General features: G+C 71.2%; 12 protein-coding genes and 1 pseudogene. 4 read left to right on the top strand and 9 right to left on the bottom strand.

Annotation, left to right across the window (positions count from 1 at the left end; translation table 11 throughout):
• Positions 1-28: 28 nt before the first annotated feature.
• Both AC0IWM_RS00065 and AC0IWM_RS00060 read right to left on the bottom strand, forming a co-directional pair.
• A complete protein-coding gene (locus AC0IWM_RS00065; protein ID WP_471752505.1) occupies positions 29-751 on the bottom strand; it encodes an amino acid ABC transporter permease in 723 nt (240 codons plus the stop codon).
• Between the two features lie 341 nt (positions 752-1,092).
• A complete protein-coding gene (locus AC0IWM_RS00060) occupies positions 1,093-2,418 on the bottom strand; it encodes an MFS transporter (protein ID WP_471752504.1) in 1,326 nt (441 codons plus the stop codon).
• Between the two features lie 108 nt (positions 2,419-2,526).
• Between AC0IWM_RS00060 and AC0IWM_RS00055 the strand changes: the two genes are divergently transcribed.
• Positions 2,527-2,955, top strand: coding sequence for a MarR family winged helix-turn-helix transcriptional regulator (locus tag AC0IWM_RS00055; protein ID WP_471752503.1), 429 nt, complete (start codon positions 2,527-2,529; stop codon positions 2,953-2,955).
• 8 nt (positions 2,956-2,963) lie between these two features.
• Here AC0IWM_RS00055 and AC0IWM_RS00050 read toward each other — a convergent pair whose 3' ends face one another.
• Positions 2,964-3,680: a YggS family pyridoxal phosphate-dependent enzyme gene (locus AC0IWM_RS00050; RefSeq protein WP_471752502.1), complete on the bottom strand. Its 717-nt coding sequence runs from the start codon at positions 3,678-3,680 to the stop codon at positions 2,964-2,966.
• Between the two features lie 311 nt (positions 3,681-3,991).
• Between AC0IWM_RS00050 and leuS the strand changes: the two genes are divergently transcribed.
• From leuS to holA, 3 genes are all read left to right on the top strand, one after another.
• Entirely contained in the window at positions 3,992-6,598 is a 2,607-nt protein-coding gene (gene leuS, locus AC0IWM_RS00045; protein ID WP_471752501.1) for a leucine--tRNA ligase, read from the top strand.
• 125 nt (positions 6,599-6,723) lie between these two features.
• Complete coding sequence (gene lptE / locus AC0IWM_RS00040) at positions 6,724-7,299, top strand: LPS assembly lipoprotein LptE (protein ID WP_471752500.1); 576 nt, start codon at positions 6,724-6,726, stop codon at positions 7,297-7,299.
• 13 nt (positions 7,300-7,312) lie between these two features.
• Positions 7,313-8,341, top strand: coding sequence for a DNA polymerase III subunit delta (gene holA, locus AC0IWM_RS00035; protein WP_471752499.1), 1,029 nt, complete (start codon positions 7,313-7,315; stop codon positions 8,339-8,341).
• A gap of 11 nt (positions 8,342-8,352) precedes the next feature.
• Here the strand turns inward: holA and AC0IWM_RS00030 are convergent, their stop codons facing one another.
• From AC0IWM_RS00030 to AC0IWM_RS00005, 6 genes and pseudogenes are all read right to left on the bottom strand, one after another.
• Positions 8,353-9,252, bottom strand: a complete 900-nt coding sequence (locus AC0IWM_RS00030) for a ParB/RepB/Spo0J family partition protein (protein WP_471752498.1) — start codon at positions 9,250-9,252, stop codon at positions 8,353-8,355.
• 70 nt (positions 9,253-9,322) lie between these two features.
• Positions 9,323-10,171 (bottom strand): ParA family protein, encoded by an 849-nt coding sequence (locus AC0IWM_RS00025; RefSeq protein ID WP_471752497.1) that lies wholly within the window; start codon positions 10,169-10,171, stop codon positions 9,323-9,325.
• Positions 10,168-10,806, bottom strand: a complete 639-nt coding sequence (rsmG, locus tag AC0IWM_RS00020) for a 16S rRNA (guanine(527)-N(7))-methyltransferase RsmG (protein ID WP_471752496.1) — start codon at positions 10,804-10,806, stop codon at positions 10,168-10,170. The genes AC0IWM_RS00025 and rsmG overlap by 4 nt, the downstream gene beginning before the upstream one ends.
• On the bottom strand, positions 10,796-12,676 hold the full coding sequence (gene mnmG / locus AC0IWM_RS00015) for a tRNA uridine-5-carboxymethylaminomethyl(34) synthesis enzyme MnmG (protein ID WP_471752495.1): 1,881 nt from the start codon (positions 12,674-12,676) through the stop codon (positions 10,796-10,798). The genes rsmG and mnmG overlap by 11 nt, the downstream gene beginning before the upstream one ends.
• 116 nt (positions 12,677-12,792) lie before the next feature.
• Positions 12,793-14,109 carry a tRNA uridine-5-carboxymethylaminomethyl(34) synthesis GTPase MnmE gene (mnmE, locus tag AC0IWM_RS00010; RefSeq protein ID WP_471752494.1) on the bottom strand — a complete coding sequence of 439 codons (1,317 nt, stop codon included), beginning with the start codon at positions 14,107-14,109 and terminating at the stop codon, positions 12,793-12,795.
• An 86-nt stretch (positions 14,110-14,195) separates the two neighbouring features.
• Positions 14,196-14,279, bottom strand: a pseudogene (locus AC0IWM_RS00005) (hypothetical protein); the annotation flags it as partial.

The raw sequence follows: 14,279 nt of genomic DNA, 5'->3' as shown, positions 1-14,279 counted from the left end.
TGAGGAGGAGAATGCGGAGGGCGTGCCCTCAGCGATGGCCCGGGACGGCAACGCGGCGCTCGATCCAGCCGGAGGCGAAGATCACCACGACGTTGATCAGGACGTAGAGCACGGTGGCGGCGGTGAAGGCCTCGAACACTTGGAACGAGAATTCCTGCATGGCGCGGGCGCGGGCGGTGAGCTCGAGCAGGCCGATGGTGAGGGCGACCGAGGTGTTCTTGAGGTTGTTCAGGAATTCCGAGGTCAGCGGCGGCAGGATCATCCGGTAGGCGCTGGGCAGGAGCACGTAGCGGTAGGTCTGGTAGACGGTCAGGCCCATGGCGGTGCCGGCCATCTTCTGCCCGCGCGGCAGGGCCTGGATGCCCGCGCGCACCTGCTCGGCGACGCGGGAGGCGGTGAAGAACCCGAGGCACACCACCGCCGTGTAGAACGGGGCGTTCGGCAGCTGCTTGATCCAGCCGCCCCAGGCTTCCGGCAGCACCTCCGGCAGCACGAAGTACCAGAGGAACATCTGCACCAGGAGCGGGATGTTGCGGAACAGCTCGACGTAGGTCGTGCCGATGGCGTTGGCGAGCTTCGAGGGCAGGGTGCGCATGACGCCGATGACCGAGCCGAGGAAGAAGGCGATCACCCAGGCGCAGAGCGCCGTCACCACCGTCCACATGAGGCCCGAGAGCAGCATGTCGGCGTAGGTGCCCGTCCCTTCCGGGGACGGTTCGAGGAAGATGCCCCAGTTCCAGTTGTAGTTCATCGCGTCGTCGTCCCCTGTGATCGGGTATCCGGGCGAGCGCCCGTGGCGAAGGTGCGGGCGAGCGCCCGTGAATGTGGCGGTGCTGTGTCGGACAGTGCCGAGACCTTGGCCGGAAGGTCCAGGGCCTGGAGGGTCGCGCCCTGGTCCCTCCCTGACATTTCCAGAGATTTGCTGCTTTTCCGGGCAGATCCGGGCTTGCGGCGCGCAAGGGCCGCCGGCCCGCCCGGGTTGGGCGGACCGACGGCCACGGAGCGATTCGAAGGGGAACCTGGGCGGGACATCGGTGCCGCCCCTCTAGCATCATCCGGACCAGAGCCCGGGCAAGCGGGCCGCTGCGCGGCTCAGGCGCGGGCCGGTGTGGCCGCGGGGACACCCGGCGCGGCCGGCCGGCCCAAAGTGAGGATCAGCAGCGCGGCCGCGAGGCAGAGGGCCCCGGCGGCGAAGAAGGCCGGCAGGTAGGTCGCGAGCTCCGCGCGCGAGAGGCCGGCCCCGTAGGCGATCGTCGCCGCGCCGAGCTGGTGGCCGGCGAAGACCCAGCCGAAGACCAGGTTGGCGCGCTCGCGCCCGAACCGCGCCGCGGTCAGGCGCACGGTCGGCGGCACCGTGGCGATCCAGTCGAGGCCGTAGAACACCGCGAACAGCGACAGGCCCACGAAGGAGAAGTCCGAGAACGGCAGGAACATCAGCGAGAGGCCGCGCAGGCCGTAGTACCAGAACAGGAGCCAGCGGTTGTCGTAGCGGTCGGAGAGCCAGCCCGACGCGACGGTGCCGACGAAGTCGAACACGCCCATCGCCGCGAGCACGCTGGCGCCCTGCACCGGCCCGATGCCGTAATCGGCGCAGAGGGGGATGAAATGGGTCTGGATCAGCCCGTTGGTGCTGGCCCCGCAGATGAAGAACGTGGCGAACAGCACCCAGAACACGCGGGTGCCGGCGGCCTCGCGCAGGGCCGAGAGGGCGCCACCGGCGCTCGGCCCCGGCGCGGTCGAAGCAGCCGGAGCGGCGGGCGGCCGCGTCTCGCCGTAGGGCGCCAGCCCGAGATCCTCCGGGCGGTCGCGCATCAGGGCGACGACGCCGAGGCCCGCCGTGAGGAGCAGCGCGCAGATCACCAGGACCGCCGCGCGCCAGCCCAGGGCCTCGGTGAGAGCCGCGAGCAGCGGCAGGACGACGAGCTGCCCCGTGGCGGAACTGGCGGTGAGCAGGCCGACGACGAGACCGCGCGACCGCGAGAACCAGCGCGTCGCCACCGTGGCGCCCAGCACCAGGGCGGTCAGCCCCGTGCCGATGCCGACCACCACGCCCCAGAGCAGGACGAGCTGCCAGACCCGGGTCATCCCGAGGGACGCGAGGAGGCCGCCGGCGATGAGCGCGAGGGCCATGAGCACGATCCGGCGCGGGCCGTAGCGATTCATCAGGGCGGCCGCGAAGGGACCCATCAGGCCGAACAGGACGAGGCGCACGGCGAGCGCCGAGCCGATCGTCGCCGTGTCCCAGCCGAACTCCTTCTGGAGCGGCAGGATCAGGACACCCGGGGCTCCGACCGCGCCCGCCGTCACCAGCATGGTCAGGAAGGTCACGGCGGCGACGGACCAGCCGTAATGGATGCCGCGGCGGGCGAGGCCGCTCGCGACGGCATCGGAGAGCCGCAGGGTGGGGTCGGTGGCCATGGCACGTCTCCGAAGCCTCGCTGTGCGAGTGCCGGACTTGCATAGGCGCATATGCACGCTTTAGACAAGGGCCAGGATCGCGAGCGCCTCGATCGCGGGAACGGACCGATGGACGAACCTCCAGCCCCTGTCGGGCTCTGCCACTGCAACGCGATCCGCCAGGGCGCCCGGCAGGTGACGCAGTTCTACGACCGCCACCTGGCGGCGGTGGGCCTGCGAACCTCGCAATATTCGATGCTGGTGGGCCTGCGCCGGCTCGGACCGATCGCGATCAACGCCTTCGCCGATGCCATGGCGATGGACCGCACCACCATGGGACGGGCGCTCAAGCCCCTGGAGCGCGACGGCCTCCTCGCCATCGGGCCGGGGCCGAACGGGCGCACCCGCGCGCTCCACCTCACCGAGGCCGGCCACGGGCGCATCGCCGAGGCCGAACCCCTCTGGCGCGTGGCACAGGAGGGGTTCGAGGCGCGCTACGGCGTGGAGGCGGCGTCCGACCTCCGCGCCGCCCTGGCACGGGTGGTGCGGCGGGTGTGAGCGGGGTCCTATCCCTTGCGCGGGCGCGCGCCGAAGATCGCGGTGCCGACCCGGACATGCGTCGCCCCCATCTGGATGGCGGCGGGATAGTCGGCGCTCATGCCCATCGAGAGGATCGGCAGGTTGTGGCGCTCGGCGATGCGGGCCAGCAGGGCGAAGTGCGGTGAAGGCGGGGCTTCCGCCGGCGGGATGCACATCAGCCCCTGGATCGCGAGGCCGTGCGTCTCGCGGCATTCGGAGAGGAGCGTGTCGACCTGGGCCGGCGCGACGCCGCCCTTCTGCGGCTCGTCGCCGGTATTGACCTGGATCAGGAGCTTCGGCGCCCGCCCCGCCCGCTCGATCTCCTTGGCCAGGGCCGCGGCCAGGGAGAGCCGGTCGAGGCCATGGATGACGTCGAACAGCTCGACCGCCTCCCGGGCCTTGTTGGATTGCAGCGGGCCGACGAGGTGGAGCTCGACATCCGGGTAGCGTTCGCGGAGGGCGGGCCACTTGGCCTTCGATTCCTGCACGTAGTTCTCGCCGAACAGGCGCTGCCCGGCCTCCAGCGCAGGCAGGATGCCCTCGGCGGGGATCGTCTTCGAGACCGCCACCAGGGCGACCGCGGCGGGATCGCGCTCGGCATCCGCCGCCGCCTGGGCGATCTGGTGGCGCACCGCCGCCAGCCCGGCCACGACGTCGGCGGCGTTCGGGGGCGTCGGGACGGCGTCGGAGGTCGTGTCGGCCATGCTGCCTCGGTGGGATGCGTTCGGTGAAGCGCTCGCCCCGGGGACTACCATTCCGGACGGGGGCCGCAAGGGCTCCGCGAGCAGGGGAGCCGCGAGCAGGGGAGCCTCAGCACGCGGCCCGCGAGCACGGGGGTGCGTATCGGGGCACGGTTCGGCGAGGGAACGCGGAGGGCGGGACGAGGCTCCCGCATTCGACCCGCGCCGCCCGTGTTGACCCCTCCCCTCTCCGTGGTAGTCCGACCCCCAGCCTCTCAGGGCAGGCTCGCGCCGCGCGGGCCGCCCCTCACCCTCAGAACCCCGGCGCCCGGCCCATGACGACCACCCCCGCCCCCAAACCCGCTCCCGAGCGCTACAACGCCAAGGAGACCGAGCCGCGCTGGCAGCAGGCCTGGACCGAGGCGGGCATCTACGCCACGAAGAACGACGACGGCCGTCCGAAATACTACGTGCTGGAGATGTTCCCCTACCCGTCGGGGCGCATCCACATGGGCCACGTGCGCAACTACGCCATGGGCGACGTGGTGGCGCGCTACAAGCGGGCGCGCGGATTCAACGTGCTGCATCCGATGGGCTGGGACGCCTTCGGCCTGCCGGCCGAGAACGCCGCCATGGAGCGCAAGGTCAACCCGCGCGACTGGACCTACGCCAACATCGCGACGATGCGCGGGCAGCTCCAGAGCATGGGCCTGTCGCTCGACTGGAGCCGGGAGATCGCGACCTGCGACCCCGACTACTACAAGCACCAGCAGCGCATGTTCCTCGACTTCCTGTCCAAGGGGCTGGTGACGCGCCGCACGGCCAAGGTGAACTGGGACCCGGTGGATCACACCGTGCTGGCCAACGAGCAGGTGATCGACGGGCGCGGCTGGCGCTCGGGCGCCCTGGTCGAGCAGCGCGAGCTGACCCAGTGGTTCTTCAAGATCACCGACTTCGCCCAGGACCTCTACGACGCCCTCGACGGCCTGGAGCGCTGGCCCGAGAAGGTCCGGGTGATGCAGAAGAACTGGATCGGCCGCTCGGAGGGTCTCGAGGTCCGCTTCGCCCTGGCGGCGCCGCCCGCTCATGTCGAACCCGAGGTGAAGGTCTACACCACGCGGCCCGACACCCTGTTCGGGGCGAAGTTCCTGGCCATCGCCGCCGACCACCCGATCGCGGCGGCCCTGGCCCCGGCCCACCCGGCCCTCCAGGCCTTCATCGAGGAATGCCGGCGCACGGGCACGGCCCAGGCGGCCATCGACACGGCGGAGAAGCTCGGTTTCGACACCGGCCTGAAGGTCCGCCATCCGCTCGACCCGTCCTGGCTGCTGCCGGTCTACGTCGCGAACTTCGTGCTCATGGATTACGGCACCGGCGCCGTCTTCGGCTGCCCGGCCCACGACCAGCGCGACCTCGACTTTTCCAACAAGTACGGGCTCGGCAACACGCCCGTGGTCTGTCCGGAGGACCAGGATGCCGGCGGCTTCGTCATCACCGACACCGCCTATGACGGCGACGGCCGGATGATCCATTCGCGCTTCCTCGACGACATGACCACCGACGAGGCCTTCCACGCGGTGGCCAACCGCCTGGAGGCCGAGATCCTCGACGGGGAGCCGGTGGCGCAGCGCAAGGTGCAGTTCCGCCTGCGCGACTGGGGCGTCTCGCGCCAGCGCTATTGGGGCTGCCCCATCCCGATCATCCATTGCGAGGCCTGCGGCCCCGTCCCGGTCCCGGTGGCCGACCTGCCGGTGAAGCTCCCCGACGCGGTCTCCTTCGACGTGCCCGGCAACCCGCTGGAGCGGGACCACGCCTGGCGCAACGTCCCCTGCCCCACCTGCGGGCAGCCGGCGCGGCGCGAGACCGACACCATGGACACCTTCGTGGATTCGTCCTGGTACTATGCCCGCTTCACCGCGCCCTGGCTGCAGGACGCGCCCACCGACCGCAAGGCGGTCGACCAGTGGCTCGCGGTCGACCAGTATATCGGCGGCATCGAGCACGCGATCCTGCACCTGCTCTATGCCCGCTTCTTCATGCGGGCGATGAAGGCCACCGACTGGTCGGGGGTCTCCGAGCCGTTCGACGGCCTGTTCACGCAGGGCATGGTCGTTCACGAGACCTACAAGGACGGTGCCGGGGCCTGGGTGCCACCCGCCGACATCCGGATCTCGGCCGAATCCGGGACGCGCGAAGCGTTTCACGTGAAAACGGCGGAGCCGATCACCATCGGCGCCATCGAGAAGATGTCGAAGTCGAAGAAGAACGTCGTCGACCCGGACGACATCATCGCCAGCTACGGTGCCGACACCGCGCGCTGGTTCATGCTCTCGGACTCGCCGCCCGAGCGCGACGTGATCTGGACCGAGGACGGCGTGCAGGGCGCGGCCCGCTTCGTCCAGCGGGTCTGGCGCCTCGTCTCCCTGGCGAGTGCCGTGGAGACGGCGGAGGGCGCGGGTGACGCCGCCCTGCGCAAGGCCGCCCACAAGGCCCTGGCCGCCGTGGAGGAGGATGTGGAGCGCCTGCGCTTCAACCGCTGCGTGGCGCATATCTACACCCTGGCCAATGCCCTCGACGAGGCGATGCGGGGCGGCGTCTCGCGGAATGTCGCCGGGGACGCGGCCGGGATCCTGACCCAGCTCATCGCCCCGATGATGCCGCACCTCGCCGAGGAATGCTGGCGGGCGCTGGGCCGCGACGGCCTGGTGGCGCAGGCGGCCTGGCCGGAGGTCGACCGGGCGCTCCTGGTGGAGGACAGCGTCACCCTCCCCGTCCAGCTCAACGGCAAGAAGCGCGCGGACGTCACCGTGCCCCGCAGCGCCGACGTCGCGGCGGTTCAGGCCCTGGTGCTCGCCGACGAGGCGGTGCAGCGTGCCCTGGAAGGACGCAGCCCGAAGAAGGTCATCGTGGTCCCGGGCCGGATCGTGAATCTCGTGGTCTGAGACACACGATCCGGCGACCACGATCCTGCCGGATAGGAAACGTAAAGCTTGCGCCGAATAGGCTGTCGTCGGACCTCGGTTCGCCGTACAGACGGGCGGGACGAGACAGCGGGACGGCGGCGGGCATGATGCGCTTGGCAAACGGGGCAGGGGCGGTTCGGGCAGCGGTGGCCGGCACGGTCGGCCGGGCCGTGCGGGTCGCCGCCGTCGCCGCCCTGGCGCTCAACCTGTCGGCCTGCTTCCGCCCCCTCTACGGCCCCACCGCCTCGGGCGAGCCGATGGCCGCCCTCCTCGCCTCCGTCCAGGTCGACGACGTGGCGATGGCGCAGGGCCAGGAGCGCCTGGGCCATTACCTGCGCAGCGAGCTCATCTTCGGTCTCGACGGCTCGGGCCAGCCCTCGACCAAGCGCTACCGCCTGAAGATGCAGGGCAGCGAGTCGGTGCAGACCCCGATCGTGTCCTCGCAGACCGGCCGCGCCGAGGCCGGCACCATCGTGGGAACGGTGAAGTACGCCCTGGAAGACCTCAGCGGCACGAAGATCATCAGCGAGGGCGTGGCGACCTCGACCGCCACCTACGACCGCTCGATCCAGCGCTTCGCCAGCCTGCGGGCCGCCCGCGACGCCGAGATCCGCCTCGCCAAGGTCCTGGCCGAGCAGATCAAGACCCGCATCGCCTCCGTGCTGGTGACCAAGCCCTGAGCCGGACCGCCCCGTGACCGCCGTCAAGGCCAGCGACGTCGACGGCCTGATCCGGCGCGGGCCCGACCCGCGCATCGCCATCCTGCTCGTCTACGGGCCGGATACGGGCCTCGTCTTCACCCGCGCCAAGGCGCTGGCGGAAGCCTTCGTCAGCGATCCGAGCGATCCCTTCGCCCTGGTGAAGATCGATGGCGACGTGCTGGCCCAGGATCCCGGCCGCCTCGTGGACGAAGCCGGCACCGTCGGGCTGTTCGGCGGCACCCGCACGATCTGGGTCCGCTCCGGGAGCCGCAACTACGCCCCCGCCGTGGAGGCCGCGCTCAAGGCCGAGATCCAGAACGCCCGCATCGTGGTGGAGGGCGGCGACCTCAGCAAGAGCGCGCCCCTGCGGACCCTCTGCGAGAAATCCCCGAAGGCCCTCGCCCTGCCCTGCTACCCGGACGACGAACGGGCGCTCGGCGACCTCATCGACCGCACCCTGCAGGACCAGGGCCTGCGCATCGCCCGCGAAGCCCGGGACGTCCTCGCCACCAGCCTCGGCGGCGACAGGGGCGCCAGCCTGTCGGAGATCGAGAAGCTCGCCCTCTACGCGCGAGGCCAGGGAAGCGTCAGCCTCGACGATGTCGAGGCGGTGGTCAGCGATGTCGCCGGCAGCGTGCTCAACACGCTGATCGACGCCGCCTTCGCCGGGCGCAGCGGCGAGGTCGAGCGCGACTACCGGCGCTTCCGCCACGAAGGCATGGACCCCTCCGTCATGCTCGGCTCGGCCCTGCGGCACGCCCTGACGCTGCTGGCCACGCGGCTCGCGGGGGAAGGGCAGAGCGCCGGTGTGATGGTGGCCAACTGGCGCGGCCTGCATTTCCGGCGCAAGGCGCTGGTCGAGACGCAGCTCGCCCGCTGGTCGCCCCCGGCCCTGCGGCACGCGATCCAGCTGCTGCAGGATTCCGTGCTCGCCTGCCGCCGCGCGAACCCGGACCTGGCCCACGCCCACGCATCGAGCACGCTCCTGCGCATCGCCACCGAGGCCGCCCGGCGGCGATAGGGGTCAGGCCGTCAGGCCTCCGCCTGCCCGAGGTTGAAGCGCCGGCACAGGGCCTCGAGCTCGGCGGCGGTCTCGTAGCGGATGCGGATCTCGCCCGCGCCCGCCACCTTGGACTTCACCGCCACGTTCATGCCCAGCGCCCGGGCCATGGCCTGTTCCAGGGTCCGGATCTCGGCGTCCTTCTCGGCCGCGCGACGGGGCCGGCCGGGGCGGGGGCCATCGCCCTCGGGCACCTCGGCGGAGGCCAGCGCCTCGACCTCGCGGACCGACAGGCCCTCCTCCACGATCCGGCGGGCGACGCCCTCGGCATCGCGCACGGCCAGCAGGGCACGGGCATGGCCGGCCGTGATCTCGCCGGCCACGACCCGGTCCTGGATGGCCGGAGCGAGCTGGAGCAGGCGCAGGGTGTTGGCGAGGTGGCTCCGGCTCTTGCCGAGGATCTCGGCGAGCTCGCTCTGGCTGTACTGGAACTCGCTCATCAGCCGCTCGTAGCCGGCGGCCTCCTCGATGGCGTTGAGGTCGGTGCGCTGGACGTTTTCCAGGATGGCGAATTCCAGCGAGGTCCGGTCGTCGATCTCCACGGTGACCACCGGCACCTCGTGGAGCCCCGCCCGCTGGGCCGCGCGCCAGCGGCGTTCGCCCGCCACGATCTCGTAGGTGTCGGGCACGCCGGGCATGGCCCGGACCACGATCGGCTGGATGATGCCACGCAGCTTGATCGAGGCCGACAGCTCATCGAGATCCGTCTCGTTGAAGCGGCGGCGCGGATTGCGCGGGTTCGGGCGCAGGAATTCGACTGCAACCTTGCGCTGCGCCTGAGACTTGTTCGCCTCCGCGTTGTCGTCGCCGAAATCGCCGATCAGGGCCGCGAGGCCGCGCCCGAGCCGGGGCCGCACCACATCATCCGCCATCGCCACCTGCTTCAACTCCGAACCTTGGAAAACGCTCGTCACACAGTGGGGGCAGGACGCCCCCGCATCGTCACGCGGCGACGGGCAGGCGCCCCTCGCGCTGGATGATCTCGGAGGCGAGGCGCAGATAGGCCTGCGAGCCCGCGCATTTGAGATCGTAGAGCAGCACGGGCTTGCCGTGCGAGGGCGCCTCGGACACGCGCACGTTGCGCGGGATCATGGTCTCGTAGACCTTCTCGCCCATGAAGCTGCGCACATCGGCCACCACCTGCGCCGAGAGGTTGTTGCGCGGATCGAACATGGTCAGGACGATGCCCTGGATGGTCAGGCGCGGATTGAGCGCGCCGCGCACCTGCTCGACCGTGCGCAGCAACTGGCTGAGGCCCTCCAGGGCGAAGAACTCGCATTGCAGGGGCACCAGCACCGCGTCGGAGGCGGCCAGGGCGTTGATGGTGAGGAGGTTGAGCGAGGGCGGGCAGTCGATCAGCACGTAGGTGACACCCGCCGTGGCACCGGATTCGCCGACGCCCTTCAGGACGTTGCGCAGGCGGTGGGCCCGGTCGGGCGCGCTCGCCATCTCCATCTCCAGGCCGAGGAGGTCCATGGTCGAGGGCGCCACCATCAGGCGCGGCACCGCCGTCGGGATGCAGGCCTGGCCCAGGGACGCCTCGCCCGCCAGCACGTGGTAGGTCGAGACCTTGCGCTGGCGGCGGTCGATGCCCAGGCCCGTCGAGGCGTTGCCCTGCGGATCGAGATCGATCACCAGGACGCTCTCGCCGATGGCGGCCAGAGCCGTGCCGAGGTTGATCGCGGTCGTCGTCTTGCCGACGCCACCCTTCTGGTTGGCGAGGGCCAGGATGCGCAGCGGCCGCTCCGGATTGCCTCCGGTCGTCGGTACGGGAGTCGGATCGCTTGTCATGAATCCACGCGAGATAGGGCCGTGACGCGGACGATCCGCGCTTCCGACTCGGTTCGGCTCGGCACGAGATCGTAAACGAATCTCCACCGTTGCGCGGCCTCGGTCAATTCCGATTGGACATCCCGTCCTTTCGGAAACAGGCCGACCGTGCCGGTTGTCAACAGCGGCTCCGCCCAGGCGAGCAGTTGGCCGAGAGGCGCGAGCGCCCGGGCGCAGACCACCGCGACGCCGCGATGGGCGTCGATGACCCCCTCGATCCGGGCGTTGTGGACTTTCGCCGGTGCGCCGGTGAGGCGGGCGGTCTCGGTGAGGAAGGCGCATTTGCGCGCGTTGCTCTCCACGAGATCGACCTGAAACCGGGGGCGCGCGTGACCCGCGATGGCGAGGACGAGGCCGGGCAGACCGGCCCCGGCCCCGAGGTCGAGCCAGGTCTCCGCCTCCGGGGCGATCTCCAGGAGCTGGAGCGCATCGGCGATGTGGCGGGTCCAGACCTCGGAGAGGGTCGCAGGCCCGACGAGGTTCTTCACGTTCTGCCAGCGCCGCAGCTGCTCGACATAGAGGTCGAGGCGCCGCGCTGTTTCACGTGAAACACCCGCGGCGGCCAGGACACGATCGCGGTCGCGATCAGAGGCCATGGCCGGCCCCGCGCTCGGCCCGGCGGGCATGGGCGGCCAGGAGGGTGAGGGCGGCCGGCGTCACGCCCTCGATCCGTGCCGCCTGGCCCAGCGTCCCCGGGCGTACGGCTTCGAGCTTCAGACGCATCTCGTTCGAAAGCCCGGGGATGCCGGCATAATCCAGGCGGATCGGCAGGGCGACCGCCTCGTCGCGGCGGAAGGCGGCGATGTCCGCCTGCTGCCGGTCGAGATAGACGGCGTAGGTCGCGTCCGTGCAGAGCCGCTCGGCCACGCGGGGCGGGACCGGAGACAGTTCCGGCCAGACCGCGCAGAGGCGCGCCCAGTCAATGTCGGGGTAGGACAGGAGCTGGAAGGCGGAGCGGCGGATGCCGTCCTGGTTGAGCTCGATGCCGGCGGCCCGCGCTTGGTTCGGGGTCAGGCTCAGGCTGTCGAGCCGGGCGCGCGTGGTGTCGAGCGCCGTCTGCGCCGCGGCGAAATGGGCAGCCCGCTCTTGCCCGACGCAGCCGAGGGCCGCACCCTTCGGCGTCAGGCGCTCGTCGGCATTGTCGATGCGCAGGGAGAGCCGGTACTCCGAGCGCGAGGTGAACATCCGGTAGGGCTCGCTCACCCCATGGGTGACGAGGTCGTCGATCATCACGCCGAGATAGGACTCGGCCCGGTCGAAGGTGGTGAGCGCCGAGCCGCCGGCGAGGCGTGCCGCGTTGATGCCGGCCACCAGCCCCTGCCCCGCCGCCTCCTCGTAGCCCGTGGTGCCGTTGATCTGGCCGGCCAGGAACAGACCCGGCAGGCGCTTGGCCTGGAGGGTGGCGTCGAGCTCGCGGGGATCGACGTAGTCGTATTCGATGGCGTAGCCCGGCCGCAGGATGGCGGCGCGCTCCAGGCCGGGAATCAGGGCGATGACGTCGCGCTGGACGCTCTCGGGGAGCGCGGTGGAGATGCCGTTGGGGTAGATCGTCGGGTCGTCGAGCCCCTCGGGTTCGAGGAAGATCTGGTGGCCTTCCCGGTCGCCGAAGCGCACCACCTTGTCCTCGATGGACGGACAGTAGCGCGGGCCGCGGCTGGCGATGCCGCCGGAATACATCGGCGAGCGGTGCAGGTTGGCGCGGATGAGATCGTGCACCGCCTGGGTCGTGCGGGTGATGCCGCATTGGATCTGCGGGGTAGTGATCCGCTCCGTGAGGGTCGAGAACGGCACCGGATCGTCGTCGGCCGACTGCATCTCCAGGCCGGACCAGTCGATGGTGCGCCCGTCGAGGCGGGCCGGGGTCCCGGTCTTGAGGCGGCCGAGGGCGAAACCGGCGCGGTCGAGGGTCTGGGCCAGGCCCACGGACGGGGCCTCGCCGACACGGCCGGCCGGGATCTGGGTCTCGCCGATATGGATCAGGCCGCGCAGGAAGGTGCCGGTGGTCAGGACGACGGCGGCACAGGGGAGCGTGCGCCCATCGGCGAAGATGACGCCGGAGACGCGCCCCTGGGTGAGGGCGAGGTCGGCCACCTCCCCCTCGATCACGCGCAGGTTCGCGGTCTCAGCGATGGCCGCCTGCATGGCGTGGGCATAGAGCTTGCGGTCGGCCTGGGTGCGCGGGCCACGCACGGCCGGACCCTTGCGCCGGTTCAGCAGGCGGAACTGGATCCCGGCGGCATCGGCGGCGCGGCCCATCAACCCGTCCAGGGCATCGACCTCGCGCACGAGGTGCCCCTTGCCCAGGCCCCCGATCGCCGGGTTGCAGGACATTGCTCCGATGGTGGCGGCCCGATGAGTGACGAGGACCGTGCGGGCTCCGATCCGTGCGGCGGCGGCCGCGGCCTCGACGCCGGCATGGCCTCCGCCGACGACGATGACGTCGTGGGAATCAGGGATGGGATGCATGGGATCGATTAAGCGGCTGGTGCGCGGATGGTCAACGCATGGATGCGCCGCAGCGTGGTTTTCACGTGAAACCAGAGCCTCGTGCCCCCACGGTCACAGCGCGCCGAATGGCTCGCTCACTTGCCGATGCAGAAACCGGAGAACAGCCGGTCCAGCATTTCCTCGACGCCCACATGCCCGGCCACCTCTCCGAGAGCCCGCACGGCGAGCCGCAGGTCCTCGGCGGCGAGCTCGGGCAAGGCCGCGCCGGCCAGAAGCCGGTCGAGATGCTCGCGGCAGCGGGTCAGTCCGAGCCGGTGACGCTCGCGCGTGATGAGGGCATCGCCGCTTCCCACGGCCTCAGCCGCCCGCGCCTCGATCGCCGCCATCAGCCGATCGAGCCCCGCCCCCGTCAACGCGGAAATGCCGATCTGGGTGTCCGGGACGGCTCCAGCCGGATCGAGGTCGTGCTTGCTGCGGACGCGCAGGACCGGCCCGTCGAGCGCCGGCATGTCCACGCCCGCTTCCCCCTCCGGACCTTCCAGGAGGACGACGAGGTCGGCCTGCTCCATGCGCATATGCGTCCGGCGGATGCCTTCCGCCTCGATGGCATCGCCCGCGTCCCGCAGGCCCGCCGTGTCGACGAGGATCACCGGCAGGCCACTGAGATCGCAGCGGATTTCGATGACGTCGCGCGTCGTCCCGGGCGTCGGGGAGACGATGGCCGCCTCCCGCCGACTCAGCGCGTTCAGCAGGGTCGATTTGCCGGCATTGGGCGGTCCGGCGAGGACGACGGTGAAGCCGTCGCGCAGGCGCTCGCCGCGCCGGGCATCGGCGAGCACCGCCGAGACCTCGTCCCGGATCGTCCGCGCCTCGTCGGCCAGGGTGGCGTCCAGGGCCGCGTCGTCGACGTCGCCCTCGTCCGAGAAATCCAGGGCCGCTTCCGCGCCGGCGAGCAGATCGACCAGGCGATGGCGCCAGTCGGCCACGGTCTTGCCGAGCGCGCCGTCGAGCTGGCGCAGGGCCTGGCGCCGCTGCGCCTCTGTCTCGGCATCGATCAGGTCGGCGATCCCCTCCGCCTCGGTGAGGTCCAAGCGGCCATTGAGGAAGGCGCGGCGGGTGAAGGCTCCGGGCTCGGCCGGCCGGCAGCCGGGAATCTCGGCCAGCGCCCGCAGGACCGCGCCGCGGACCGCGACGCCGCCATGCAGGTGGAGTTCCACCATGTCCTCGCCGGTGAAGCTCGCGGGCGCCGGCATCCAGGCGACGAGGGCCTGGTCGAGCTGCGTGCCGTCGGGCGCGCGCAGGGTGCGGAGGGATAGGCGGCGGGGGGCGGGGAGGGGACCGGCGAGGGAGCGGATCACCGCGGCCGAGGCCGGCCCGCTGATGCGGATGACGCCGACGGCCGACCGGCCAGTACCGGTGGCGGGCGCGAAGAGGGTGGTCTGTTCGGGCATGGGAGCGACGTCCCGGACGCCGACAATCTATCGTTAACCAGCTAACAAAATTGTTTCGGCCGGAAAACGTCGAGCGAGAATCGAGGGTCGGCCGGACCCGGCAGGTAGTTCGAATCCGACGAGCGCAGGAAGCCGAAGCCGTCCTGCAGCACCTCGACGGTGCCGGCGCC

It is taken from the genome of Methylobacterium sp. AC433 (assembly GCF_979253015.1).
This window is presented reverse-complemented; position numbering and strand designations above follow the sequence as displayed.

What these genes read in the sequence shown, in the direction of transcription:
- lptE (WP_471752500.1), top strand. Translation starts at nt 6,724, where the DNA reads ATGATGCGCTTGGCAAACGGGGCAGGGGCGGTTCGGGCAGCGGTGGCC.
- AC0IWM_RS00065 (WP_471752505.1), bottom strand. Translation starts at nt 751, where the DNA reads ATGAACTACAACTGGAACTGGGGCATCTTCCTCGAACCGTCCCCGGAA.
- AC0IWM_RS00025 (WP_471752497.1), bottom strand. Translation starts at nt 10,171, where the DNA reads ATGACAAGCGATCCGACTCCCGTACCGACGACCGGAGGCAATCCGGAG.
- rsmG (WP_471752496.1), bottom strand. Translation starts at nt 10,806, where the DNA reads ATGGCCTCTGATCGCGACCGCGATCGTGTCCTGGCCGCCGCGGGTGTT.
- AC0IWM_RS00050 (WP_471752502.1), bottom strand. Translation starts at nt 3,680, where the DNA reads ATGGCCGACACGACCTCCGACGCCGTCCCGACGCCCCCGAACGCCGCC.
- leuS (WP_471752501.1), top strand. Translation starts at nt 3,992, where the DNA reads ATGACGACCACCCCCGCCCCCAAACCCGCTCCCGAGCGCTACAACGCC.
- mnmE (WP_471752494.1), bottom strand. Translation starts at nt 14,109, where the DNA reads ATGCCCGAACAGACCACCCTCTTCGCGCCCGCCACCGGTACTGGCCGG.
- AC0IWM_RS00055 (WP_471752503.1), top strand. Translation starts at nt 2,527, where the DNA reads ATGGACGAACCTCCAGCCCCTGTCGGGCTCTGCCACTGCAACGCGATC.
- AC0IWM_RS00030 (WP_471752498.1), bottom strand. Translation starts at nt 9,252, where the DNA reads ATGGCGGATGATGTGGTGCGGCCCCGGCTCGGGCGCGGCCTCGCGGCC.
- AC0IWM_RS00060 (WP_471752504.1), bottom strand. Translation starts at nt 2,418, where the DNA reads ATGGCCACCGACCCCACCCTGCGGCTCTCCGATGCCGTCGCGAGCGGC.
- mnmG (WP_471752495.1), bottom strand. Translation starts at nt 12,676, where the DNA reads ATGCATCCCATCCCTGATTCCCACGACGTCATCGTCGTCGGCGGAGGC.